Below are 22,817 nucleotides of genomic sequence, written 5' to 3' on the forward strand. Positions count from 1 at the left end.
ACCCCCCGATCCCCGGGTAACCCGGGGCTCCCGGCGGTCCGGGCGCAGCCCGGGGAACGGAGGAAGGGCGGGTAGGGGACACTCCCACCCCCGCCCCCACCTCAGCCCGTCAGATCAAGCCCTGGGCCAGCATCGCGTCCGCCACCCGCTCGAACCCCGCGATGTTCGCCCCGGTCACATAGTCCCCGGCGGAGCCGTACCGCTCGGCGGTCGCGTACGACACCGCGTGGATGTCCCGCATGATCCCCGCCAGCTCCGCCTCGACCCGCTCCGCGCTCCACGCCACGCGCCCCGCGTTCTGCGCCATCTCCAGCGCGCTGACCGCGACCCCGCCCGCGTTCGCCGCCTTGCCCGGCCCGAAGGACACCCCGGCCGCCTGCAGCAGGTGCACCGCCTCCGGCGTGGTCGGCATGTTCGCGCCCTCCGACACCGCCTTGACCCCGTTCGCGATCAGCGTCCGCGCGTCATCGGCGGTCAGCTCGTTCTGCGTGGCCGACGGGAAGGCCACCTCCGCCGCCACGTCCCAGACGCGCCCGCCCGGCACGAACCGCGCCGACGGCCCGCGACGCTGCGCGTACTCGCTCACGCGCCCGCGCTCGACCTCCTTGATCTGCTTCAGCAGTGCGAGGTCGATGCCCTTCTCGTCGACCACGTACCCCTGGGAGTCGGACGCCGTCAGCGGGTTCGCCCCCAGCTGCTGCAGCTTCTCGATCGTGTACAGCGCGACGTTGCCCGAGCCGGACACGACCGCCGTCAGCCCGTCCAGCGACAGCCCCTTGACCGCCAGCATCTCGGCGGCGAACAGCACACTGCCGTAGCCCGTGGCCTCCGGACGGATCAGCGAGCCGCCCCAGCCCTGGCCCTTGCCGGTCAGGACGCCGGCCTCCCAGCGGTTGGTGATGCGCCGGTACTGCCCGAACAGGTAGCCGATCTCACGTCCGCCCACACCGATGTCACCTGCCGGTACGTCCGTGTGCTCGCCGATGTGACGGTAGAGCTCGGTCATGAAGGACTGGCAGAAGCGCATGACCTCGGCGTCCGACCGCCCGTGCGGGTCGAAGTCGCTGCCGCCCTTGCCGCCGCCGATGCCGAGCCCGGTCAGCGCGTTCTTGAAGATCTGCTCGAAGCCGAGGAACTTCACCACGCCGATGTCCACGGACGGGTGAAAGCGCAGGCCGCCCTTGTACGGGCCGAGCGCGCTGTTGAATTCGACGCGGTAGCCACGATTGACGTGGACGCGACCACGGTCATCGGTCCACGGCACCCGGAAGATGATCTGGCGCTCCGGCTCGACGATCCGCTCGAGCAGGGCCACACCCGGTTCCGCGTACTCGGGACGCGCCGCGAACACGGGTGCCAGGGTGTCCAGGACCTCCCGTACGGCCTGGTGGAACTCGGGCTGGGCGGGGTTCCGGCGCTCGATGTCGGCGCGCAGCGCGTCCAGCCGGCCCTGCGGGTCCTTGGGGTCCGTCACGGTCTGTTCCTCCAGGTCTCGATGTGGGGACCGGCCCCGAGATGCGGCTCGAAGCTCCGGACCGGAATTCCGCATGGCGGAAATCAGTATCCGAACACAATCCCCAGCCGGAGGGTACTCCTCCGGCCGACCACGGCCACGAGCCTTTCCGGCCTGCTCTCATCGACGCCCACTCCACCATGGACAGAACCAATGGACAGAACCAATGGGCAGGACATAGACAGGCCACATGGACATCGCACGAGTCGCCGCCCTCGTCGCCGCGACGCTCACCACAGGCCTCATGGCGGGCCTCTTCTTCGCATTCGACGTCTCGGTGATGCCGGCACTGAAGCGATCCGACGACCGGACCCTCATCTCCGTGATGCAGCGCGTGAACACGTCCATCATCAATGGCTGGTTCATGCTGGCGTTCCTGGGCGCGCTCCTGTTCACCGGCCTCGCCCTGGCCCTGCACCTGCCCGCCGGCGAGCACGCGCCGCTGCCCGCACTGGCGGGCGCCCTCGTCCTCTACGTGCTCGCCGTCGCGGTCACCGGCCGGGTGAACATCCCCCTCAACAACGCGCTGGAGGCGGCCGGCCCCGCCGAGCGGATCACCGATCCGGCCGCCGTGCGCGCGGCGTTCGAGAAGAAGTGGGTACCCGCCAACCGCTGGCGTACCGCCCTGTGCACGGCCGCCCTGGCCTGCCAGTCCTGGGCCCTCCTGGCGGCCGCCTAGCCCGTCAGCGGCCGCGCCCGGACGCGGCCGCCGCTCCCGTCGCCCGGATCGCCCCCGTCGCCCGCCCGTACAGTACGAGCGCCCGCGCGAGGGCGGTCAGCGCCGCCGCGCAGAGCAGGGTGCGGACGATGTTCGCCGTCTCCCAGGTGCCCTTGAACTTCTCGACGATCGAGAAGTCGGTCAGCTTCGCGGCGTCACCCACGTCGGCGAGTTCATTGTTGAGCGGGATGTTGACCGCAAAGGTGACGACGAGCACGACGAGGTACGCCGCCGCGGCCACCGCCGCCCACAGCGCGACCGTACGGCGCCCGGCACGCGCCTCGACGAACGCCGCGGCGAAGGCGGCGAGCAGCGCGACGACGAAGACCGTCCCGAAGAGCGGATTGCCGTCGATGACGGCGTTGAAGCTCTGCATCGCCGTGACGTACGTACGGTCGTCCGTCTTCGCCAGTCCCGGCATCACCGAGACGTCGAAGGCGAAGAACAGCCCCGCCATCAGGCCGACCAGGACGGTCGACACGACGAGCAGTGCGGTGGAGAGTCTCGTCCCGGTGGTTCCCATCAGCTGTGCCCCCGTATATGCGTCGAAATCCGAATCCGGGAGGCTCCCACCGCCCCCCGACGGCTGTTGATCGTGCCATCACCGGCGCCATCCGGCCAGTGAATCTTCCGTGCCGCACAGCCCCCGACAACTCCCGTGTAGCGCACACGTAGGCTGCGCCAATGAGCACATCCGCCGCCTCCCTGCGCCTCGTACCGGTTACCCCCGACAACTTCGCCGCCGTCTGCGCGCTGTCGGTCCGCCCCGACCAGGAGCACCTCGTCTCCCCGGTCGTGAAGTCGCTGGCCGAGGCCTACGCCCACGGCGAGACGGCCTGGCCCAGGGCGATCGTCGACGGCGACGAGGTCGTCGGCTTCGTGATGGCCTTCCTCGACATCGCCTGGAACCCGGCCGAGGACCCCCGGGACATCCGCTCCGGCCTCTGGCGCCTGAACATCTCGGCCGCCCACCAGGCGAAGGGCTACGGCCGCTTCGCGGTCACGGCGGTCACCGCCGAACTCCGCCGCCGGGGTGCCTCCCACGCCTACGTCACCTGGCACCCGGGCCCCGGCACCCCCGAACCCTTCTACCTCTCCCTCGGCTTCCGCCCGACAGGCGAACAGAGCGACGGCGAAACCGTGGCCGTTCTGGACCTCGCACACCCGTAAGGGGCCCGGGTGCCTCGGCTGCTCCCTACCCCGCGGGGGCGGCCGAGGCCGTCCCCGCCCGGTACTCCCGCGGGCTGACCCCCCGTACCCGCTTGAAGGCCGTCGAGAGGGCGAACGCCGAGCCGTAGCCGACCCGGTGGGCGGCCGAGGCGAGCGTCATGGACGGGTCGCGCAGCAGGTCCGCCGCCAGCGCAAGCCGCCACCCCGTCAGATAGGACATCGGGGGCTCGCCGACCAGTTCGGTGAAGCGGCGGGCCAACGCGGCCCGTGAGACGCCGACTTTGCGGGCCAGCGACTCCACGGTCCAGCCGTGGGCCGGGTTCTCGTGCAGGAGCCGCAGTGCCGGGCCGGTGACCGGGTCGTTCTCGGCGCCGCCGCGCTCCGCGAGCCAGCCGCGTACGACGCCGATCAGCAGCAGGTCCAGGATCCGGTTCAGGACGAGTTCCTGGGCCGGCTCCGTACGGGAGATCTCCAGGCCCAGCAGGCCGACCAGCGTGGGGTCCACGGGGCCGACCAGCACCCGCGGCAGCGCGGTGAGCAGGCGGCTGCCGATCTCGCCCGGGTCCTGGTAGGTGCCGCTCAGCAGCACCGCCGATCCTTCCGCCGCACCCCAGGTCCGTACCCCGAGGGCCATGGAGTCCGACACGTCCTCCCCGCCGTTCACCCTGCTGCACCGCTGGTCAGGCCCCACCCTGATCTGCGGGGGCGTGTCCTTGGCATCGGCGAGGGTGTACGGCATCGGTCCCCGCACCAGGGCCGCCTCACCCGGCGCGATGAGCACCGGCTCGCCCCCGTCGGGCAGCAGCCAGGCCGACCCGTGCACCATCGTCATCACCGACAGCGGGGCCCGGTCCTCGATCAGGACCGACCAGGGCGGATTGAACACGCACTTGATGAGGAAGGCCGATGTGGCCTTGGGGCCTTCGAGCAGAGCCGTCAGCGTATCCATCGGCCCATTCTCCCCACCTGCTCCCCGGCCACCAGGTGCGTGGTGCGCCCGTCCTCCCCACCCGCCCACTGCCTACACGTCCCAGACGCCGCGGGCCGCCGCCTCCCGCGCGAAGTCCGCGAAGTCCCGCGGCTTGCGGCCCAGCACTTCCTCGACCCCGTCCACCAGGTGCGCGTTGCGCCCGTCCGTGATCAGCGTGAACAGATCGCCGAACTCCTCCGGCAACCCGTTCTCCCGCAGCACCGCCCGGTAGGCCTCGTCCGAGACCGGGACGTACGCGATCTCGCGCCCGGTCGCCTTCGACAGCTCGGCCGCGACGTCGGCGAAGCTGAGCAGCCGCGGGCCGGAGAGCTCGTACGTACGGCCGATGTGCCGGTCCTCCGTCAGAGCGGCCACCACCACGTCGGCGATGTCCTCGGTGTCCACGAACGGCTCGACGGCGTCGCCCGTCGGCAGGGCGATCTCGCCGGCGAGCACCGGCTCCAGGAAGAAGCTCTCGTCGAAGTTCTGGTTGAACCAGGCGGCGCGCACCACCGTCCAGTCGGCCCCGGACTCCTTCAGCGCCTCCTCGCTCCGCTGCGCCGCCTCCTCGCCGCGGCCCGAGAGCAGCACGAGCCGGCGGACCCCGGCGGCCACCGCCGCCCGGGCGAAGGCACCGACATGCTCGGCGGCGCCGGGGAAGCCGAGGTCGGGGTAGTACGTGACGTACGCCCGGTCCACGCCTTCCAGGGCCGGTCCCCAGCTCGCGGGCTCGTTCCAGTCGAAGGCCGGATCACCGGAGCGCGATCCGACGCGGACGGGACGGCCGAGGGCGGTGAGCTTCTCTGCCACGCGTCGGCCCGTCTTGCCGGTGCCGCCGATGACCAGCGTGCGGAGGGTGGTGTCGGTCTGCGTCTGCTGCGTTGTCTTCGTCATGGGAACCAGTCAACTCCCCACGCCTGAGACGGAACATCGCCGAGAAGCTCAACCGCATACGCCTGCGTCCACGGACCCCTCCAGCCGTCCAGCCGGTCTCCCCCGCTACTCCTGCTCGGCGAGGGTGTGCTTCACGAGCGCGTTGGCGTGCCCGTGCCCGATCCCGTGCTCGCTCTTGAGCCAGCCGACGAGCTCCATGTGCTTGGTCAGAGGCGAGGCACGGATGAGCTCCTGCCACTCCGCGATCGGACGGCCGTACTTCTTCTCGATGGAAGGGAAGTAGCTGGCGGGGCCCTTCACCGGCTCGGTCATGACGGTCCTCTTTCCTTCTGCTGCACTCGATGCGACGGATGCGACGTACGAGAGGTAGACCGAGACCCCCGCGAAAACTCATCGGCCCCACCAAAAAAATATCGGATGATCTCCGCATGATGTGGACCGAACGCACCGTCACCCGAGCCGGCACCCGTCTGACCTGCCGTGATTGGGACTCCCACCACCCCGGCTCCACCACCCCCGTCGTCCTCCTCCACGGCCTCGCGGGCCACGCGGGCGAATGGGACGCGGCCGCAGCGCACCTGGCCCCGCACCACCGCGTGGTGGCGATGGACCAGCGCGGCCACGGAGCCAGCGAGCGCCGCCCCGCGGACGTCTCCCGCGCCGCGTACGTCGCGGACGTGCGGGCCGTCTGCGAACAGCTCGGCCTGCACCGCCCGGTCCTGGTGGGCCAGTCGCTCGGCGGCCACACCGCGATGCTCACCGCCGCCGCCCATCCGGACCTCGTACGGGGCCTCGTGCTGGTCGACGCCGGTGCCGCCCAGTCGGACCCGGGCACCCCGGAGCAGATCGGCGGCTGGCTGGACTCCTGGCCGCTCCCGTTCCCCACCCTCGCCGAGGCGCGTACCTTCCTCACCGGTCAGGAGCTGAACGGCGAGGCCTGGGCAGCCGGCCTGGAGCAGCGCGCGGACGGCTGGTACCCGCGCTTCGAGCGCTCGGTGATGGTCGCGGCCATCACCGAGAACACCACCCGCGCGTGGTGGCCGGAGTGGCAAGCGGTCCGGTGTCCCACGCTGCTGGTCATCGGGGAGAAGGGCATCGTGCCGCCCGAGGAATCCGTCCGGATGCTCGACTCGGCCGACCCGTCCACCGTGACGACGGCGGTCTCCGTCCCCGGCGCCGGCCACGACGTCCACCTGGACCGGCCCGCCGTCGTGCACTCCCTGCTGTCCGCCTTCCTCACGGAACTCCGTCCCTAGAGGGCTCCGGACCCAGGGGGCTCCGGCAACCGGGTGGCCGCGGTGACCCCCGTACGACCACGTCGTTCACCAGGTCATGATCAAGCGCATCGTCACCACGGCCCTCATCGCCGGTACCGCGGCCCTCGCCGTCGCCGCCCCCGCCATGGCCGTCGAGCCGCCGCTCGCCGACTCCGTCGCCGGCACCGTCGGAGACGTCCCCCAGGACTTCGCGGGCCTGGTCCCGGGCCAGGCCGGCAAGGACCTGACCGACTTCTCGGGCGCGTTCGAGGCGTTCACCGCGGGCAGCGCCCGGCAGACCATCTCCAACGGCTGACCTGCACGCTCACTCCGAACCCCCGGACCGAACCCGGCCCGGGGGTTCGTCACGTCCGGCCGCGACCTGGGTCAACCACAGGTCGAGCAATATGATCACATTGCGGTATGACCACGACGAAGACCCTCTACCTGCTCTGCTCCGCCGCCCCGCCCGTCTTCGACGTGGCCCATGTCATCGAGGACGCCCAGTCCCGGGGCTGGGACGTCTGCCTCGGCCTCACCCCCACCGCCGCCCACTGGCTGTCCGGCAGCCTCGACGGCCTCGCCGCGCTCACCGGCCACCCCGTCCGCTGGCAGTACAAGCTGCCCGGCGAGCCCGACGTGTGGCCGACGGCCGACGCGCTGCTCTTCGCCCCGGCCACGTTCAACTCGGTCAACGCCTGGGCCCTCGGCCTGACCGACCGCTTCGTCGTCGGGGTCGCCGCCGAGGCCATCGGCAAGGGCACCCCCGTCGTCACCATGCCCTGCACGAACGTCGCCCTCGCCGCCCACCCGCAGTTCGACCAGTCCCTGGCCGTCCTGCGCGGCACCGGTGCCAAGGTCCTGTTCGGCGAGGGCGGATTCGTCCCCGGCCCGGCCGGCCCGGACGCCCCGGTGCACTTCCCCTGGGCGGCAGCCCTGGACGAGGTGGACCGCACGACGGCATCCGCCGTCTAGCCCGCCGCCCCCCGGCCCACGCCCCGCCCCTACTCCCCCGTGGTCCCGTCGATCGCCTCGCGCAGCAGGTCGGCGTGCCCGTTGTGCCGGGCGTACTCCTCGATCATGTGGGCCAGCACGTAGTGCAGGGAGTACGCCTCACCGTCGTAAGAGCCGGTCACGTCCAGGGACTCGGCCGCGTCCACGATGGCCCGCGAGCGCGCACAGGTGTCCTCCCAGATCTTGAAGGAGCCGGCGACGTCCGCGTCGTCCACGTGGAACTCCCTCCACTCCCCGGCCTCGTTCTTCCCGAAGTACCCGCGCACGTCCTCGCCGCCCACGACATTGCGGAACCAGCCGCGCTCGACCTCCGCGAGATGCCGTACCAGCCCGAGCAGGCTCAGCCCCGACGGAGCCACGGCCCTGCGCCGTAGCTGCTCGTCCGACAGCCCGGCGCACTTCATCATCAGGGTGTCCCGCTGCCACTGGAGAACGCTGGTCAGGGTGGCACGCTCGTCGCCCACCAGCACGGGCCGGGTGCGCTGTTCATCGATCATCGGATGATGATCACAGCCCCGCGGCGCCCCCACCGACGGATTTCACATGCCGGACGCTCCTGACGCGAGCTCCTCCGCTCCCCAACCCGCCAGCCCCGCCACCTTCTCCGGATTCACCTGCAACCGCAGGTTCACGACCCGCCCGTCCCCCGCGTCCAGGTCGTAGGTCAACGCCGCACGCGCGACTCCCCCGTACACGAACACCACCGACTCCTCCCCGTTGACCCGCGCGGATTCCAGGGTCACCGCCTGCAGCACGGGCTTGGCCAGCATCCCCAGCAGCCAGCGCGCCACATGGTCGGCCCCGCAGAGCGGACGCAGGGCCGCCGTCACCTTGCCTCCGCCGTCCGACCAGGCCGTCACCTCGGGGGCGAGCAGCTCCATCACCGCGTTCAGGTCCCCGCCCGCGCACGCGGCCAGGAACCGCCGGGTCACCTCGCCGCGCTGCCCCGGCTCGGTGGCGAACCGCGGCCGCCGGGCCTGTACGTGGGAGCGAGCCCGGTGCCCGGTCTGCCGTACGGTCGCCTCCGCGCGGCCCAGCACCTCGGCGATCTCCGCGTACGCGTACCCGAACACCTCCCTCAGCACGAACACGGCGCGCTCCATCGGGCTCAGGCTCTCCAGCACCACCAGCATCGCGGTCGATACCGTCTCGGCCATCTCCACCTCCTCCGCACCATCGGGCACGGTCGGCAAGGGCCCGGTCAGGAGCGGCTCCGGCAGCCACGGCCCGATGTAGGTCTCACGGGTGGCACGGGCCGAGGTGAGCCGGTTCAACGACAGGTTGGTGACCGTGCGCACCAGGTAGGCCCGCGGGTTGAGGACCGCGGCCCGGTCCGCGCGGTCCCAGCTCAGCCACGCGTCCTGGAGGACGTCCTCGGCGTCGACGACGCTGCCGAGCATCCGGTAGGCGACGTCGAAGAGCAGCCGGCGATGGGCGGTGAAGGGACCGAGGGCGTCCGAAGAGGCTCCCGGGAGGGTCTCAGCAAGGGTCACGAACGATCATGCTGCCGCCGCCCCCGCGGCCTCCGCAAGCGCCCCCGCCCCGGCCGCGCTGCTCGCGTAGGTCGGCGCCCAGCCCAGCTCGCGCCCCGCCTTGGCGTTCGACAGCCGCAGATCCGTCTTCATGATGGTGTGCGCGAGCGGGGCCGGCTTCAGCACCCACAGCGGTACGGTCATCGGCGCGGGCGCCCCGAACGCCGCGGCCACCGCCCGCATGTGCGCGTCCCAGCCCAGCGGCTCGTCGTCGACGATGTTGTACGCCTGCCCGGGCCGTCCCGACTCCACGCCGGCGACCACGGCGTTCGCCGCGTCGGCCACGTCGACCCAGCTCAGCGCCCGCCCCTTGGACGCCACCACGGGAAGGGCCCGCTTGCGCAGCATCGGCACCACGTGGACATCGGTGACACCGGCCCCGTAGAACAGCCCGAAGCGCAGGCTCACCCCCTCGATCCCGTCGGCGGTGAAGGCCAGCTCCTCCTTGATCCGCATCGCGCCCACGTGCCGCTCCAGCCAGACGTTCGCCCCCTGCGGCCCGAAGCCGTCGTCCTCGCCGAGCACGGCCCCGCCGTGGTCCCCGTACCCGTAGCCGAACATCATCGACTCCACGACGAACCGCCGCGCCCCGGTCTCCCGCGCGGCGGCCAGCAAGTTGACGGTGCCCTCGGTGCGCAGCGCGTTCGTTCCCGCCATGTCCTGGTGCCGGGCCATGGTCTTCCCCGACAGCGCCGTGGCCGCGTGCACCACCGCGTCGAAGCCGAGCCCGTCCACGGCGCGCAGCAGGCCCTCACGGTCGAGCAGGTCGGCCCGGACCTCCATCCCGGCGCCCCGGCCGAGACCGGCGACCTCGTGCCCGGCCGCGCGCAGGGCCCGTACCGCCTGCTGTCCCAGAACCCCGCTCGCACCCGCCAGCAGAACCTTCATGGCCGTCTCCTTCTCCGCTCGCCGTTCGCCGTTCGCGCTGTCATCCATGGGACCGACGAGCAGCCCGGAACGTGACACGGAGCAAAAGTGACCTGGGTCACAACGACCGGAAGAAGGCCCGGACGTCACCCACCAGCAGCTCCGGAACCTCCATCGCGGGGAAGTGTCCGCCCTTCTCGTACGAGGTCCAGCGCACGATGCGGTCGGTCCGCGCGGCGATATGCCGCAGCGGCACGAAGTTGTCCCGGGGGAAGTCGGCGAGCGCGGTCGGGGTGCTCGACACCTCGGGCGGCGCGCCCCGGTAGTCGGCGTGGGCACGCTCGTAGTAGATGCGGGCGGCGGAACCCGCGGTCCCCGTCAGCCAGTACAACGTCACGTTGGTCAGCATCTGATCGCGATCCACGGGGCAGCGCGGGTCCGCCCACTCCGCGAACTTCTCGCCGATCCAGGCGAGCAGCCCGACCGGCGAGTCGTTCAGCCCGTACGCGAGCGTCTGCGGCCGGGTCGCCTGGATGTCGGCGTAGCCCTGCCGCTCGCGCGCCCAGACCCGGTACCGCTCCCAGGAGGCGAGCGTGCGCTCCCGCTCGGCCGGGCTCAGCGGGGCCAGTTCCTCCGGCCGGGGCTCGGCGGTGGCGCCACCGCCCGGGAGCAGGTTCAGGTGCACCCCGCGCACGTTCCCCGGCCGGATCCGCCCCAGCTCCCGCGAGACGGCGGCGCCCCAGTCACCGCCCTGGACCCCGTACTCCTCGTACCCGAGCCTCTCCATCAGCACGCCGAAGGCCCGCGCGACCCGCTTGAACTCCCACCCCCGCTCGGTGGTCGGCCCGGACAGGGCGAAGCCGGGGATGTGCGGCAGCACCAGATGGAAGGCATCGCCCGGGTCCCCGCCGTGCGCCCGCGGATCCGTCAGCGGACCGGCGACCTTCTGGAACTCCACGAACGAACCGGGCCAGCCGTGGGTCATGAGCAGCGGCGTCGCGTCCGGCTCGGGCGACCGCAGGTGCGCGAAGTGCACCCGTGCCCCGTCGATGACGGTGGTGTACTGCGGCCATTCGTTCAACCGCGCCTCGGCGGCCCGCCAGTCGTAGCCGGTACGCCAGTACCCCGCGAGCTCACGGAGCTCCCCGAGCGGCATCCCGTACGCCCGGCCCGCCCCCGGCACCTCATCGGGCCACCGCGCCAGCTCCAGCCGCCGCCCCAGATCGTCCAACTCGGACTGCGCCACCTCCAACCGGAACGGCACCGCCCACTGCTCCACGTCACCCATGCCCTCGCACCTTCCACCCACCACCGACCACCCCAACGCCCCCCTCACCGTTAACGCCGTTAATGCCCACCCCCCGCCCGAGCCCCCACACCGCCGGGCGTTAACGCCGTTAATGCCCAGCCCCACCACCACGCCCCACGCCCTCGGGCGTTAACGCCGTTAATACCGCCCACCCAACACAGCGAGCCCCCTCACCGTTAACGCCGTTAACGGTGACCCGCCCCCAAGCACCAGCCGCCCTCGGCGTTAACGCCGTTAATGCCCCGCCCTCCCACACGGCCGACACCACCAAGCCGGACACCCGCCGGCGTTAACGCCGTTAATGCCTCCCGCCCCACCCCGGCGTTAACGCCGTTAATACCTAAGCCCGCCCACCCGCTCGCTCCGCCACCAGCAGCCCGAGCCCATCGAGGATCCGCTCCAACCCGAAGTCCAGCGCCTGGTCCTGCCCGCCGGCCTCCGCCACGGAGGCCAGCGCGGCCCCGAGCGCCGGGTACTTCTCCCCGTGCACCCGCATCACTTCCCCGAGCACCGACGTCAGCTGCGCGTCCGGCCCCTCCCCCGCGGCCCCGCCCGCCATCGCCCGCTCCTGCTCCGCGATCCCGCGCACGTGCCCCGACACCAGCACCACCGCGTCGATCGACTCGCCCCCCGTCAGCCCGCACCCGTCGAGCGCGGCGAGTGCCCGCTCCATCCACCCGACCTCGACCGGCCCCATCACCCGCGCCCCGACCGTCGCCTCCAACAGCCACGGGTGCGCCCGGAATCCGGCGAGCAGCTCCCGCGCCCACGCCGCCAGCCGCTCACGCCAGCCCTCCCCCACCGGACGGCCGTCCAGGACCGAGGAGTCCGGCATGGCGGCTTCCACCATCAGCGAGACGAGCTCCGCCTTGCCCGGCACGTACCGGTACAACGCCATCTTCGTGACGGCCAGCCGCCCGGCCACTCCCTGCATCGATACGCCGGCCAGCCCCTCGGCGTCCGCGAGGGCGACCCCCGCACCGGCGATCCCCTCCAGCGTGAGCCCCCTCTTGGGCCCGCGCGCGGGCTTCGCCGGCGGCCCCCAGAGCAGCCGAACGGCCGCGCCCCACTGCTCGTCCGCGTCCGTCATCGGATCCCCTCACACTCACCCGCCATTAAACTGCGTCTACCGTACACGTTAACGGCGTTAATACCCGTCCCGGCGTTAACGCCACCCACGCCCCCCTCCGCGTTAACGCCGTTAATGATCCACTTCTACAAAAAGTACTGGCCGACTGGTTTCTTCACGCACGTCTGCCTCTTCCACTTCTCGCCCAAGGAAGCCCTCGCCCAGACCCGGCCGGCTCGCCCGAGTGGCGGTCCGAGCTGGGGCTATCGACCCCGGACTCCTCTCCGGCCACGGCCGGCTGACGACGCGTCCGCCCCCGCCCGGGGGCGATTCCCGGCCGATCCTCACCACTTCGTTAGCAAAACTCAAGCGTGGCGCCCACGAACACCCTTGAACGTTAGTAAAGTCCCTCGCATGACTTCGCCCTCGTCTTCGAGCGACCGTGAGAAGGTCGTCTCCAAACTTCCTCCGTGGCTGCGCCAGGAGCTCAAGATCCGCACCGCCCAGCTGCGGGTGGACATCCAGGACGCCGTCCACCAGGGCATCGCCCACTGGAGCGCGCTCGCCTCCTCCCCCTCCCCCGTCGACACCTCCGGCGCCGAGTCCTTCTCCACCTGGCTGCCCGCCGGCCAGTGGGAGTCCTTCCGTACCGGCTCCAAGGACCGCGGCGTCTCCCTCATCCAGGGACTCGCCCAAGCCGTCTCCCTCTGGCTGGAGATGAACCCGGCCCCCACCGTGAAGCGGCCCTCGGTCGTACGGCGCATCGTGGTGTGCAACCAGAAGGGCGGTGTCGGCAAGACCGCCATCACCGCCGGCACCGCCGAAGCCCTCGCGGAAGACCCGGACACCCTCCACCCGGTCCGCGTGGCCCGCCAACTGGCCCGTCTCTCGGCCGTCGAGGACGGCGACCAGACGACCTCGGAGGCCATCGCATCCGCCGCGTCCGCCCCGCCGATCGACCTCGAAGACCTGCCCGGCCTCGGCATGCGCGTCCTGCTCGTCGACTTCGACCCGCAGGGCCACCTCACCAAGCAGCTCGGCCGGCAGCCGCTGCCCATCGGCGGCGACAGCCTCACCTGCCACATGGCGGGCGAGGCCAAGGGGCCCCTCTCCGACCTGATCGTCCCCATCCCGGACGAGCACTTCGGCGACCGCCTGCACATCCTCCCGGCCTGCACGGACGCCTTCCTCCTCGACGTCCGCCTCTCCACGGTCCGCGCCCGCGAGGCCGCGCTCGAACGGGCCCTCGCCCCCGTCGAAGCCGACTACGACGTCATCCTGATCGACTGCCCGCCGAGCCTCGGCCTCAGCATGGACGCCGCCATCTACTACGGCCGCCGCCGCGACGCCGAACAGCCGGGAGCCTCCGGCGCGCTGATCGTGGTCCAGGCGGAGGACTCCTCGGCGGACGCCTACGACCTCCTGACCTCCCAGATCAACGACCTCCGCGACGACCTCAGCCTCGACATCGACTACCTCGGCCTCGTCGTCAACCTCTACGACGGCCGCCGCGGCTACATCGCGACCAGCTCCCTCCAGGCCTGGATGGACATAAAGGATCCGCGGGTCGTGGCGATCGTCCCCGACCTCAAGGAACAGCGCGAAGCGGTCCGCGTGAAGCAGCCGCTGTTCGTCTACGCACCCAAGGGCGAGCAGGCCGTCGCCCTGCGCGCCCTCGCAAGGGAGATCTCATGAGCAAGGCCGACAAACTCGGAGTGTCGAGCTCCTTCGCCCGCGCCCAGCCCGTCGGCGTCAGTTCCCGCCGCGCGGCCATCGCCGAAGCCACCGGCGCCCCCACCTCCGGCGTGGTCCCGCCCTCGGAGGTGCCGATCGAGGCCCTCGCCCACAACCCCTTCAACCTCCGCGAGGACCTCACGGAGCTCGAAGAGCTGGCCGCGTCCCTCACGGTCCGGGGCCAGTTGCAGCCCCTGGCCGTCGCCACCCGCATGGCCTTCATGGAGGCCCACCCCGGCAACGCCGACGGCCTGGGCCGCGCCCCGTACGTGGTCATCGACGGCAACCGGCGCCTGGCGGCGGCCCAGCGCGCCGGCCTTCGCACCATGCAGATCCACGTCAACGACACCCTCGCCTCCTCGGCGGCGGACATCCTGGAGTCGGCGCTCATCGCCAACGTCCACCGCGTCGACGTGGCCCCCATGGACCAGGCCCGAGCCCTCCAGGAACTGGTCGAGGTCCACGGCTCCCAGGCCCAGGTCGCCAAGCGCCTCGGCAAGACGCCGGCCTGGGTCTCCCAACGCCTGACCCTCCTCAACCTCACCCCGGACCTCCAGGACAAGGTCGAGACCGGCGAACTCAAGGTGGAACCGGCCCGCCGCATCGGCCGCCTCCCCCAGGAGGACCAGGCGTCCGCGGCAGAGGAAGCCGTTAACGCCGTTAACCCCCCACGCCAACGCACCCGCCCAACCCCAAACCCCACCCCGGAAACCCACCCCTCCCCTCCCCCCTCCTCCCCCACCACGTCCCCCCGCCGCATCACCATCACGGCGGACTCCCCGGACACGATCGCGGACGCCCTCACCGCCCACCTCACCCCGGACGACCTGAAGGCGGTAACGGAACTCCTCCTGACCCGCATCTAACCCACCCCACCCCACCCCCGACCCGACACGAAGGGGGCGTTGGCCCGGCCGGACCACCACCGCCCCCACGTGTGTTTCACGTGCGTTCCATGGTGCGGTTCGCATAAGCTGCGCCTGGAGGTGCCCATGCCCAACGCGCACGAAAACGAACAGACCACGCTCTTCGCCGCGGTCGATGCCCTGCTGGAAGAGGCCGCGGCACAGGACGCCCTCCCGCACCCGGACGAGCGCAAGCGCCTCCGCGAGGCCGCGGGCCTGAGCCAGGACCAGATCGCCCAGGCCCTGGCCGTCCGCCGCGAAACGGTCACCTCCTGGGAAACGGGCCGCACGGCCCCCCGCCCCCCAAAGCGCGCCGCCTACGCCCGCCTCCTCAACGGCCTGGCAGACCTCCACGGCATTAACGCCGTTAACACCCCCCAGCCCAGCACCGCCCCCATTAACGCCGTTAACACCCCTCAGCCCCCCACCCCACAGGCTGCCGCGGGCCAGGCCACCGCCCCGCATGCCACCACCCCACAGGTTGCCGCCTCGCAGGCTGCCGCACCGCAGACTGCCGCACCGCAAGCCCCCGCCCCTCAGGCTGCCGCACCGCAAGTTGCCGCAGAGCAAGTTGCCGCAGAGCAGCCCCCCACACCTCAGGCCACCGCACCACAAGCTGCCTCAGAGCAGGCCGGCGTACCGCAGGCCACCGCACCTCTAGCCACCGCCCCGCAGGCCGCCGCACCGATGACGGCCACCGCGCAGGCCACCGCGGCAGAGCCCGCCGCTGGGCAGCCCACCGCACCGCAGCCCACACCCCCTCACACCGCCACCCCCCAGGCCCGCGCCGAAGGCGCCGGGCCCACCCCCGGCGGCGCCGCACCCGTTAACGGCGTTAACGCCGTTAACGCCACCCCCCACACCGGGAACGCCGGCCCCGAAGCCGCACCCCCGCAACCGGGGCCTGGGGCGGAGCCCCAGTTTCGGGAAGGGGCGGGTAGGGGAACAGCCCCGCAGGGCCCCACCCACCCACACCCCGCACCCACCACCCCCTACCCCCACCCCCAGACGGCAACGTCAACGGCCACCCCCCGCACCGGCGCCAAAACCACCCGCACGACCCCAACCAAGCCCACCAAGCCCACCCCCCCACCCCTCCCAGAGGGCAACGGCCCCCTGGCCGTACTCGACGGCGCAGGAAAGGCCCACGCCGCCCACGGCGCAGTCCTCACACCCCCCACCACCCTCCCCGCCCTCATCGAGTGGGCCCTCACCCCCGCCGCCGGCCTCCGCTCCCCCCGCCTCCACCGCAACGGCAAGGACGGGGACCCCCTCCTCGTCCTCACCCCCGCCGCCACCGAGGCACTCGGACTCCCCCTCGTCCTCGAAGACCGCCGCGGCCTGCGCCTCCCCGACGACCACCCGGTCATCAAGCAGCTCACGAAATCAAAGTGGCAGCTGACCCGCCGAGGCTTCGGCCCGTGGCCCCGCATCTACCGCCCCGCCACCCCCACCACCGGCCGCCAGTGCGTCCAGCTCGCGATCCTCCCCTGGGGCGCCCTGGACCCCCGCGCCTGGGGCGAGCACACAGCCGACCTCCCCGCACCGGAACTCGCCGATCTCCTCACCGCCTATGCGACCCGCGTCCTCACCCCCCGCGGCTCCACCGCCGTCTCCGGCCTGGAGCTGATGACGGCGCTGCGCCCGCCCACCCGCGCCGCCCGCGACGAGGCCACGAACGCCTGGGTCTCCGCCCCGGTCCCCGGCTCGCTCACCCGCCCCGTCGACCCCGCTCCCCCGGAGGCCCCCGACGAGCACCCGGTCGTCGCAGCCCTCTACCCCCGCTCCCACCAGCGCACCCCGGACCAGGTCCTCGACGAAGAGGCGTACGACTGGATCCGCGATCCCCAGCTCCTCACCGACGCCGAGTGCACCCGCACCCACGCCGTCGGCATCGACGTGAACATGGCCTTCGCCGCGGCGGCCAACCGCCTCCTCGTCGGCACCGGCCCCGCGGTCCACACCGACGGCCCCCGCTTCGACCCGAAGCTCCCCGGCTGCTGGCTCGCCGACCTCTCCGCCGAAGCCGCCGCCCTGGACCCCCGTCTCCCCAGCCCCTTCACCCCGAACGGCCTCCCGCCCACCGGCCCCGCCTGGTACGCCACTCCGACCCTCGCCTACGCCCAGGAGCTCGGCCTCACCGTCCGCCCCACCGAGGCCTGGCTCCGCCCGGAACACGGCCCGTACCTCGACGCCTGGTACACCCGCCTGCGCGACGCCTACATGACGACGATGGCGGACCTCGGCGTCCACTCGTCCCTCACGGACGCGGCCTTCCTCCAGGCGATGGCGGAGTACAAGGAGGGGAACGAGGGGAACGAGGGAGACAACCATCCCTCCCCCCACACCGCGGTCCTCTCCGCGATCAAGTCCACCGTCAAGGGCGGCATCGGCAAGCTCCGCGAACGCCCGCAGGGCGCTGGCTACCGCCCCGGCGAGAGCTGGCCCGCCCTCGAACGCCCCACCTGGCGCCCCGACATCCGCGCCGCCGTCATCTCGACGGCCCGCGTCAACATGCACCGCAAGATGCAGAAGCTCGCAACAGCAGCAGACCTCCACCCCATCGCCGTCCTCTCGGACTGCGCGGTCTACCTCTCGGACGGCCCCAGCCCCCTCGACTTCCTCCCCCGCACCCCCGAGGGCAAGCCCCTGCCCGGTGGCTTCCGCCTCGGCGTCAGCCCCGGCATGGTCAAGCACGAGGGCACCCAACCCCTCCTGTGGGCCGTTCAGCTGCTCGACGAACGCCACAACCCCGCCCGCCACATCAAGGGCCACGACGCCGCGGCCGACGGAGAGTAAGAGCCACCCATGTCCGAGATCAGCGACAGCCTCGACCGCGCCGACGAGCAGAACTTCACCCGCCCCATCCCCAAATCGGCGGGCGCCCAGATCCGCTACCTCGTGAAACAGCTCAAATCCACGAAGGCCGTAGCCGACCTCCTGGCCATCTCCCGGCGCACCGTCGAGCGGTACGTGAAGGACCAGATCAAGCAGCCCAAGCCGGCCCTCTCCGCGCGCCTGGAGCGCGAAGTCCGCCGCCGCTGGCAGCCCCTCGTCCGCAAGCGCGCCCGCGACAAAGCCGCGAAGCAGACCGGCCTGGTCATCGAGACCCGTGCCCGCTTCGGCTTCAGCGCCGCCCCCGGCACCACCGACGACGGCCGGATGCGCCGCATCACCCAGCACCTCCCCCCGGAGTACGCCTCCCGCCTCTTCAGCGCCCACGAGGCCGGAGCCACCGAAGCCCAGCTCCGCGGCATCACGGCCGAAGGCCTCCAGGAGATCTACTTCAAGGACAATGGCGCCCGCGCCCAGGGCCTCCTCGTCGAGTTCACCGACATCGACTACGTGGAGCTCAACTTCTGAGAAGCCACCCACACCAAGGACCAGAACAGTGACCAGCAGCCCCGCGCACGACGACGCATTGGCGAAACGTTTCGAAGAGTTACGCCCACACCTCCGGGCCGTGGCCTACCGCATGCTCGGCTCACTCGCCGAAGCCGAGGACGCCGTCCAGGAGACCTGGCTGCGCCTCAGCCGCTCCGACCCCGCCGAGATCGACAACCTGCCCGGCTGGCTGACGACCGTGGTCGGCCGGATCTGCCTGGACATGCTCCGCTCCCGCACCTCCCGCCGTGAAGAGCCCCTGGAGGCCCGCCCGGTGGAACCCGTCCCCGGCGCCCCCTCCGACGACGCCGCCCGGGCGCCCGCACCCGAGGAGGAGGTCCTGCTGGCCGACTCGGTGGGCGCCGCCATGCTGGTCGTCCTGGACCGGCTGACCCCTGCCGAGCGGCTCGCGTTCGTCCTGCACGACCTGTTCGCCGTCCCCTTCGAGGACATCGCGCTGATCACCGAGCGCACGCCCGCCTCGGCCCGCCAGCTCGCCAGCCGCGCCCGCCGCCGGGTCCGCGGCGCCGAGACGGGGCCCCAACCCGACCTCACCCGCCGGCACCACATCGTCAGCGCCTTCCTGAACGCGGCACGCAGCGGCGACTTCGAGGCCCTGCTCGAAGTCCTCGACCCCGATGTCGTGGCACGCACCGACAACGGCATGGCCGGCGCCCTCTCCGCCATCCACGGAGCCGCCCTGGTGGCCCGTCAGGCAGCCACGTTCGCCCAGTTCGACCAGAGCGCGCAGCTCGCCCTCGTCAACGGCGGCGTGGGCGTCGTAGCCCGCTTCGACGGCGGCTTCCGCGTCATGCTCTTCACCATCCCGGACACCCGCATCACCCAGGTATCCGTAGTCACGACCCCACCAGCCCTAGCCAACCTGACCATCCACGTCCCCTAACCCACAACAACGCCCCTCAGCGTCCCCTAAGCCCCTCGGACACCACAAAGGGCCCCGGAATACTCCGGGGCCCCCAAAGGCCCCTGAGCACCCCTCAGAAGCCCTGCAAACACCACTCACTCAGCCAACCGCGTGCAACGCCCGACGCCGCTTCGATTCGGCCGCCTTCTTCGCGACGGCCTGAGCCGCCCGCTTCTTGCGCTGCTCGGCGAGCTGGTCCTGATACGCCGCCACCGCCCGGTGGTAGCTGGCCACATAGCCCCGCGCGTCCAGCCGCTCCTCGGCATCCATCTCGTTCACGGCGGCGACCGCGTCCTCGAACGACGTGTACCCGGCAAGCATCGGGTTGATCTGATAGACCCCGTTCCGGATCTTCCTGACCAACTTCGCCAGCTCCAGGCTCCTCAACGCGGCGTTCACGCTCGGCCGGCTCAGGTCCAGCATCCCGCCGACCGTCGCCTGGTCGATCAGAATCCGCCCGCCCGGCTCGCTGAGCGAACGCAGCTTCAGCAATACCCGGTACGCCGCCGGCGGCAGGTCGAGGTCGGAGAGCAGCCCATCGGCGTTGACCGCAGCGAATCGCAAGGTGCTCACTGAGCCGTCCCTTCTCCCGTGCGCTTCGTCCGGCTCACCCGACGCGCAGCGCGCTCTCTTGCCCGTTCGGCCCGCAGTTCCGCGATGGCCTGCCTCATGTGGTCCAGCGAGGGGAAGCGCACCAAGTCCGGCAGGCTCGTATCGCTACGAATCTGCGAGATGGTCCCGTGCTGCTCCACCTTCACGAACTCACCCGTCATCTCGGTACCCGGGATGAACTCCGCCACCCGGTAACTGTAGGGCGGGTTGAACTGATACACACCCCGCCGCACCTTGAAGACGATCCCATGAGACATCACCGTGTGCAGAGCTTCCGACGTCTTCGTCCGGCTGACATCCAGGATGGTAGCCATCTCCTCCTGGGTAAGTGGAATCCGCCCCCCCGCCCGCTGGCAGGCGATGAGCAGCAGGATCAGCCGCAGAGGCAGCGCTTCCCGGAAGTACTGGGCGATGACGAGGAAGAACTCGAGGCTGTCCATCGAGAACGCATTCGGCTGGTTCTCGGTCCCGTAGAACTCCAGCGGCTTGCGCTCGCCGTCCAAGGTCAGCTTCCGCGTCGGGTACCGCTTCGCGAGGCTGTCCAGATCCTTGACCGGAGCCAGGGGCTGACTCCACGCGGAGATCGCATCGTCCACCGGCAGATCGGGACGCGGGGTCCCTACCGGATTGCCCCGGCGGCGCTGTGGCTCTGATGACACGAGGCTGCTCTCCACTCCGTTGATCTGCGGAGATCAGTATGTCAACAAGGGTGACACAAGTGTCACGCTCGTTGACGTTCGGCGTGTCTTGTGTCCCCTCACAGGTGACATATCTCAGCCACACCCTCCCCACACCCACCCCCCAACCCTCCCCTGCCAACCCCACCCGCCCCACCACCAGTTAGCCGGCAGATCTCCCCCAATACGTCAGCCGCCCCGACGTTTTAGCGCATTTTACGTCAACCGCACTGACATTTTGCAGCCGTTGTGTCCCCCTAGCAGCGACACAACCACCGAGATATGTCCCTCCTGAGGGGACATATCTTTTCCCCCGCACCCCCTCTGACCTGCGACGACGCATCTCCGTACCTTCTATAGGCCGGTGGTCGCTCCCGCCCAAGCCTTCAACCCCATCTCAACGAACACCCAAGACCCCACACCGGCCCAAGAAACAACCCCCCTCCACACCCCAATCCCCCCACCGGAACCCCTCACTCCCCAGCCACAACCCCGCAGAATCTGACTGATTCCCGTCTCTATCCACTCCCCATTTTGAATCAAGCCCCCCACCAAACGCTTAACACCGTTAACACCCCCCACCCGCACCCCCATTAACGCCGTTAACCCCACCCCAAAACCCCAGGTCACAACGCCCCACCCCCACCCCCACCACGAACCCCCCCCAAACCCCACCCTTCACCACTGCGAAGTCCGCAACAGACCCCCTCAACACCCCTAAACCCCCAAAGAACACCAATGGCTGATTCAAAACCCAGACCCAACACAAACAAGTCCAACCTCTCCACCTAGAGGCATCCCTCCTCGGAGCAACCCCCCTAAACCCAAACTCCTGGGCCACCCTCCGAATCAAAACGAAGGAACTCCACCTGGGCCCAGCTCCATACTCACCACCTGGTCTCCTTCTCCGCAGAAGGCCGCCACCCCAATGACCGGCAACCCCCGTACTCACCTGCTGTGAGCTGCGCTTGCTCCGGAAGCGTGTCGTCCGGCAGTGGGATGGGGACGAAGCACCTATGTCGAAGACTTGGCGCACTGTCCTGGTGCTCGCGTTCGTGGGCTGGAGCGTGTTGGCATACCAGTGGACCGAGGTCGGGTGCAGCATCCCCCGGGCCTATATCGCAGTGGTCCAGTACGGGACACCGGAGGGCATCGAGTTCCTACCGGCCTGCCACGGCTAAGAAAAGTCTTGTCAAGGCCCGCTGTTGCTAGCCGGTCTGCGTGGCAGACGATAGGTCGGGAACCCATGAAACGGGGTAGCGACCCGCGCTAAGCGCGGGGGGCCTTGTCTGGTGCAGCTCAGCAGAACTAAAACCTGTCCCAAGCCACCCGCAGGCCGCTCGCCCGAGAAACCAGCCATAGCTCGGAGCGAAGCGCAGAGCTGAGCCCGAAAGCTCCGGTCCCAAGCACAGCAAGACCCTCAGTCCGGAGCAAAGCTGAGGACCACCTCCCCAAAGGGGAAGCCAGGGTTTCCGGCCCGAAAGGCCGGGCCTTCTCTCCCCAGCTAGGAGCTCTGAGGAACCCCGAGCGAAGCGCAGGGTCTCCGCTTCCCCCGGGCGCTAAGCGCCCGGGTTCCCCTCCCAAGCCCGCAGCGAAGTGCAGAGCTATCAGCCAAAGGCCGGCACCGGGCTGCAAAGCAGCCCCCACCGAGCGCAGCAAGGAGGTTGCCTCGGGCCAGCGCAGCGAGCTCCTTCAGTCCTGAGCGCGCAGCGCTCAGGAGCCGGAGCGAAGCGGAGGATTCCCGGCCGTAGGCCGGCTTCTGGGCGCGAAGCGCCCAAGCTCCAGAGCGAAGCGGAGGAGCCCCCGCCCGGAAGGGCGGGCCTTGGGCGCGAAGCGCCCCCCGAACGCAGCGAGGAGGTTCCTCTCCCCAGCACGCAGCCCTGGGGTACCCGGAGCGCAGCGGAGGGTTTCCGCCCTCGAAGGGGGCGGCCTGGGCGCGAAGCGCCCAGGCTCCCCTCCCAAGCGCGCAGCGCTTGGGTACCCGGAGCGAAGCCCGGGGGTCTCTGGCCCCTTCCCAGCGCGCAGCGCTGGGATACCCGAAGCGAAGCGGAGGGTATCCGCTCCCGAAGGGGGCGACCCGGGCGCGAAGCGCCCGGGCTCCCTCCCAAGCGCGCAGCGCTTGGGTACCCGAAGCGAAGCTGGGGGTCTCTGGTCCCTCCCCAGCGCGTAGCGCTGGGATACCCGAAGCGAAGCGGAGGGTATCCGCCCCCGAAGGGGGCGACCCGGGCGCGAAGCGCCCGGGCTCCCTCCCAAGCGCGCCGCGGTTGC

General features: G+C 70.9%; 22 protein-coding genes. 10 read left to right on the forward strand and 12 right to left on the reverse strand.

The window, feature by feature from the left end; all coding sequences use genetic code 11:
• Window positions 1-109: 109 nt before the first annotated feature.
• Window positions 110-1,474 carry an NADP-specific glutamate dehydrogenase gene (gene gdhA, locus ACFRU2_RS30845; RefSeq protein ID WP_382978237.1) on the reverse strand — a complete coding sequence of 455 codons (1,365 nt, stop codon included), beginning with the start codon at window positions 1,472-1,474 and terminating at the stop codon, window positions 110-112.
• A gap of 229 nt (window positions 1,475-1,703) precedes the next feature.
• Between gdhA and ACFRU2_RS30850 the strand changes: the two genes are divergently transcribed.
• The gene (locus ACFRU2_RS30850; protein WP_382978240.1) at window positions 1,704-2,192 is read left to right on the forward strand and encodes a DUF1772 domain-containing protein; all 489 of its coding nucleotides are present in this window, start codon (window positions 1,704-1,706) and stop codon (window positions 2,190-2,192) included.
• Between the two features lie 4 nt (window positions 2,193-2,196).
• Here ACFRU2_RS30850 and ACFRU2_RS30855 read toward each other — a convergent pair whose 3' ends face one another.
• Window positions 2,197-2,754 carry an anthrone oxygenase family protein gene (locus tag ACFRU2_RS30855; protein WP_382978243.1) on the reverse strand — a complete coding sequence of 186 codons (558 nt, stop codon included), beginning with the start codon at window positions 2,752-2,754 and terminating at the stop codon, window positions 2,197-2,199.
• Window positions 2,755-2,915: 161 nt separating this feature from the next.
• Between ACFRU2_RS30855 and ACFRU2_RS30860 the strand changes: the two genes are divergently transcribed.
• Window positions 2,916-3,401 carry a GNAT family N-acetyltransferase gene (locus ACFRU2_RS30860; protein ID WP_382978246.1) on the forward strand — a complete coding sequence of 162 codons (486 nt, stop codon included), beginning with the start codon at window positions 2,916-2,918 and terminating at the stop codon, window positions 3,399-3,401.
• A 25-nt stretch (window positions 3,402-3,426) separates the two neighbouring features.
• Here the strand turns inward: ACFRU2_RS30860 and ACFRU2_RS30865 are convergent, their stop codons facing one another.
• The 3 genes from ACFRU2_RS30865 to ACFRU2_RS30875 form a co-directional block, all read right to left on the reverse strand.
• Window positions 3,427-4,350: an AraC family transcriptional regulator gene (locus ACFRU2_RS30865; protein ID WP_382978249.1), complete on the reverse strand. Its 924-nt coding sequence runs from the start codon at window positions 4,348-4,350 to the stop codon at window positions 3,427-3,429.
• Between the two features lie 72 nt (window positions 4,351-4,422).
• Window positions 4,423-5,265 (reverse strand): NAD(P)H-binding protein, encoded by an 843-nt coding sequence (locus ACFRU2_RS30870; protein ID WP_382978252.1) that lies wholly within the window; start codon window positions 5,263-5,265, stop codon window positions 4,423-4,425.
• A 105-nt stretch (window positions 5,266-5,370) separates the two neighbouring features.
• Window positions 5,371-5,577, reverse strand: coding sequence for a DUF4287 domain-containing protein (locus ACFRU2_RS30875; RefSeq protein WP_382978254.1), 207 nt, complete (start codon window positions 5,575-5,577; stop codon window positions 5,371-5,373).
• Window positions 5,578-5,693: 116 nt separating this feature from the next.
• Here ACFRU2_RS30875 and ACFRU2_RS30880 point away from each other — a divergent pair, with 116 nt between their 5' ends.
• The 3 genes from ACFRU2_RS30880 to ACFRU2_RS30890 all read left to right on the forward strand — a co-directional run bounded on the left by ACFRU2_RS30880 (window position 5,694) and on the right by ACFRU2_RS30890 (window position 7,496).
• Window positions 5,694-6,521, forward strand: coding sequence for an alpha/beta fold hydrolase (locus ACFRU2_RS30880; RefSeq protein ID WP_382978256.1), 828 nt, complete (start codon window positions 5,694-5,696; stop codon window positions 6,519-6,521).
• 76 nt (window positions 6,522-6,597) lie between these two features.
• A complete protein-coding gene (locus tag ACFRU2_RS30885) occupies window positions 6,598-6,837 on the forward strand; it encodes a hypothetical protein (RefSeq protein WP_382978259.1) in 240 nt (79 codons plus the stop codon).
• Between the two features lie 107 nt (window positions 6,838-6,944).
• Window positions 6,945-7,496: a flavoprotein gene (locus ACFRU2_RS30890; RefSeq protein ID WP_382978262.1), complete on the forward strand. Its 552-nt coding sequence runs from the start codon at window positions 6,945-6,947 to the stop codon at window positions 7,494-7,496.
• 29 nt (window positions 7,497-7,525) lie between these two features.
• On the opposite strand, the gene ACFRU2_RS30895 is transcribed toward ACFRU2_RS30890, so the two are convergent.
• The 5 genes from ACFRU2_RS30895 to ACFRU2_RS30915 form a co-directional block, all read right to left on the reverse strand.
• The gene (locus ACFRU2_RS30895) at window positions 7,526-8,032 is read right to left on the reverse strand and encodes a DinB family protein (RefSeq protein WP_382978265.1); all 507 of its coding nucleotides are present in this window, start codon (window positions 8,030-8,032) and stop codon (window positions 7,526-7,528) included.
• Between the two features lie 42 nt (window positions 8,033-8,074).
• Window positions 8,075-9,028, reverse strand: coding sequence for an RNA polymerase sigma-70 factor (locus ACFRU2_RS30900; RefSeq protein ID WP_382978268.1), 954 nt, complete (start codon window positions 9,026-9,028; stop codon window positions 8,075-8,077).
• Window positions 9,029-9,034: 6 nt separating this feature from the next.
• Window positions 9,035-9,955 (reverse strand): NAD-dependent epimerase/dehydratase family protein, encoded by a 921-nt coding sequence (locus ACFRU2_RS30905; RefSeq protein ID WP_382978271.1) that lies wholly within the window; start codon window positions 9,953-9,955, stop codon window positions 9,035-9,037.
• Window positions 9,956-10,052: 97 nt separating this feature from the next.
• Window positions 10,053-11,222 (reverse strand): epoxide hydrolase family protein, encoded by a 1,170-nt coding sequence (locus ACFRU2_RS30910; RefSeq protein WP_382978273.1) that lies wholly within the window; start codon window positions 11,220-11,222, stop codon window positions 10,053-10,055.
• 361 nt (window positions 11,223-11,583) lie between these two features.
• A complete protein-coding gene (locus ACFRU2_RS30915) occupies window positions 11,584-12,333 on the reverse strand; it encodes a TetR/AcrR family transcriptional regulator (RefSeq protein WP_382978276.1) in 750 nt (249 codons plus the stop codon).
• Between the two features lie 393 nt (window positions 12,334-12,726).
• Here ACFRU2_RS30915 and ACFRU2_RS30920 point away from each other — a divergent pair, with 393 nt between their 5' ends.
• From ACFRU2_RS30920 to ACFRU2_RS30940, 5 genes are all read left to right on the forward strand, one after another.
• Window positions 12,727-14,007: a ParA family protein gene (locus tag ACFRU2_RS30920; RefSeq protein WP_382978278.1), complete on the forward strand. Its 1,281-nt coding sequence runs from the start codon at window positions 12,727-12,729 to the stop codon at window positions 14,005-14,007.
• Complete coding sequence (locus tag ACFRU2_RS30925; protein WP_382978281.1) at window positions 14,004-14,912, forward strand: ParB/RepB/Spo0J family partition protein; 909 nt, start codon at window positions 14,004-14,006, stop codon at window positions 14,910-14,912. Before ACFRU2_RS30920 ends, ACFRU2_RS30925 begins: the two co-directional genes overlap by 4 nt.
• A 126-nt stretch (window positions 14,913-15,038) precedes the next feature.
• Entirely contained in the window at window positions 15,039-17,750 is a 2,712-nt protein-coding gene (tap, locus tag ACFRU2_RS30930; RefSeq protein ID WP_382978283.1) for a telomere-associated protein Tap, read from the forward strand.
• A gap of 9 nt (window positions 17,751-17,759) precedes the next feature.
• Window positions 17,760-18,314 carry a telomere-protecting terminal protein Tpg gene (gene tpg, locus ACFRU2_RS30935; protein ID WP_250744355.1) on the forward strand — a complete coding sequence of 185 codons (555 nt, stop codon included), beginning with the start codon at window positions 17,760-17,762 and terminating at the stop codon, window positions 18,312-18,314.
• Between the two features lie 28 nt (window positions 18,315-18,342).
• Window positions 18,343-19,239, forward strand: a complete 897-nt coding sequence (locus ACFRU2_RS30940; RefSeq protein WP_382978286.1) for a sigma-70 family RNA polymerase sigma factor — start codon at window positions 18,343-18,345, stop codon at window positions 19,237-19,239.
• Window positions 19,240-19,359: 120 nt separating this feature from the next.
• Here the strand turns inward: ACFRU2_RS30940 and ACFRU2_RS30945 are convergent, their stop codons facing one another.
• Window positions 19,360-19,833 carry a MarR family transcriptional regulator gene (locus tag ACFRU2_RS30945; RefSeq protein ID WP_250744360.1) on the reverse strand — a complete coding sequence of 158 codons (474 nt, stop codon included), beginning with the start codon at window positions 19,831-19,833 and terminating at the stop codon, window positions 19,360-19,362.
• On the reverse strand, window positions 19,830-20,468 hold the full coding sequence (locus ACFRU2_RS30950; protein ID WP_239516702.1) for a hypothetical protein: 639 nt from the start codon (window positions 20,466-20,468) through the stop codon (window positions 19,830-19,832). The genes ACFRU2_RS30945 and ACFRU2_RS30950 overlap by 4 nt, the downstream gene beginning before the upstream one ends.
• Window positions 20,469-22,817 lie beyond the last annotated feature (2,349 nt).

This window comes from Streptomyces sp. NPDC056883 (assembly GCF_042788835.1).
Lineage (GTDB): Bacteria > Actinomycetota > Actinomycetes > Streptomycetales > Streptomycetaceae > Streptomyces > Streptomyces stoeckheimensis.

Coding starts and splice junctions, on each gene's coding strand:
- ACFRU2_RS30910 (WP_382978273.1), bottom strand. CDS start 11,222: ATGGGTGACGTGGAGCAGTGGGCGGTGCCGTTCCGGTTGGAGGTGGCG.
- ACFRU2_RS30870 (WP_382978252.1), bottom strand. CDS start 5,265: ATGACGAAGACAACGCAGCAGACGCAGACCGACACCACCCTCCGCACG.
- ACFRU2_RS30890 (WP_382978262.1), top strand. CDS start 6,945: ATGACCACGACGAAGACCCTCTACCTGCTCTGCTCCGCCGCCCCGCCC.
- ACFRU2_RS30880 (WP_382978256.1), top strand. CDS start 5,694: ATGATGTGGACCGAACGCACCGTCACCCGAGCCGGCACCCGTCTGACC.
- ACFRU2_RS30885 (WP_382978259.1), top strand. CDS start 6,598: ATGATCAAGCGCATCGTCACCACGGCCCTCATCGCCGGTACCGCGGCC.
- ACFRU2_RS30925 (WP_382978281.1), top strand. CDS start 14,004: ATGAGCAAGGCCGACAAACTCGGAGTGTCGAGCTCCTTCGCCCGCGCC.
- ACFRU2_RS30865 (WP_382978249.1), bottom strand. CDS start 4,350: ATGGATACGCTGACGGCTCTGCTCGAAGGCCCCAAGGCCACATCGGCC.
- tpg (WP_250744355.1), top strand. CDS start 17,760: ATGTCCGAGATCAGCGACAGCCTCGACCGCGCCGACGAGCAGAACTTC.
- ACFRU2_RS30915 (WP_382978276.1), bottom strand. CDS start 12,333: ATGACGGACGCGGACGAGCAGTGGGGCGCGGCCGTTCGGCTGCTCTGG.
- ACFRU2_RS30860 (WP_382978246.1), top strand. CDS start 2,916: ATGAGCACATCCGCCGCCTCCCTGCGCCTCGTACCGGTTACCCCCGAC.
- ACFRU2_RS30850 (WP_382978240.1), top strand. CDS start 1,704: ATGGACATCGCACGAGTCGCCGCCCTCGTCGCCGCGACGCTCACCACA.
- ACFRU2_RS30895 (WP_382978265.1), bottom strand. CDS start 8,032: ATGATCGATGAACAGCGCACCCGGCCCGTGCTGGTGGGCGACGAGCGT.
- ACFRU2_RS30905 (WP_382978271.1), bottom strand. CDS start 9,955: ATGAAGGTTCTGCTGGCGGGTGCGAGCGGGGTTCTGGGACAGCAGGCG.
- tap (WP_382978283.1), top strand. CDS start 15,039: ATGCCCAACGCGCACGAAAACGAACAGACCACGCTCTTCGCCGCGGTC.
- ACFRU2_RS30875 (WP_382978254.1), bottom strand. CDS start 5,577: ATGACCGAGCCGGTGAAGGGCCCCGCCAGCTACTTCCCTTCCATCGAG.
- ACFRU2_RS30855 (WP_382978243.1), bottom strand. CDS start 2,754: ATGGGAACCACCGGGACGAGACTCTCCACCGCACTGCTCGTCGTGTCG.
- ACFRU2_RS30920 (WP_382978278.1), top strand. CDS start 12,727: ATGACTTCGCCCTCGTCTTCGAGCGACCGTGAGAAGGTCGTCTCCAAA.